This is a genomic window from Achromobacter sp. SIMBA_011 (genome assembly GCF_046535435.1).
GTDB lineage: Bacteria > Pseudomonadota > Gammaproteobacteria > Burkholderiales > Burkholderiaceae_B > Achromobacter > Achromobacter dolens.
Genome location: NZ_JAWRWN010000715.1, coordinates 1 through 260, shown reverse-complemented (window position 1 = coordinate 260; position 260 = coordinate 1). Strand labels below are relative to the sequence as shown.

The 260-nt window shown below is 62.7% G+C and carries 1 protein-coding gene; it reads left to right on the top strand.

Annotated elements, in window-relative coordinates:
* On the top strand, positions 1-260 hold a 260-nt coding region (locus tag SB816_RS32830), incomplete at both ends, for a molybdopterin-dependent oxidoreductase (RefSeq protein ID WP_410548359.1).

Sequence of the window (260 nt, the reverse complement as noted above, 5' to 3'; positions counted from 1 at the left end):
CACGACCTGCATGTACTCGGATATCGTGCTGCCCACGGCCACGTGGTACGAGAAGGACGACATGAACACGTCGGACATGCATCCGTTCATTCATCCGCTCTCGGCCGCCGTCGATCCTTCGTGGCAGGCGAAAAGCGACTGGGAAATCTTCAAGAGCATCGCGAAGCGCTTCTCCGAACTGAGCGTCGGGCATCTGGGCGTGGAGCGCGACGTGGTGCTTTCGCCGATCGCGCACGACGCGCCCGGCGAACTCGCGCAGC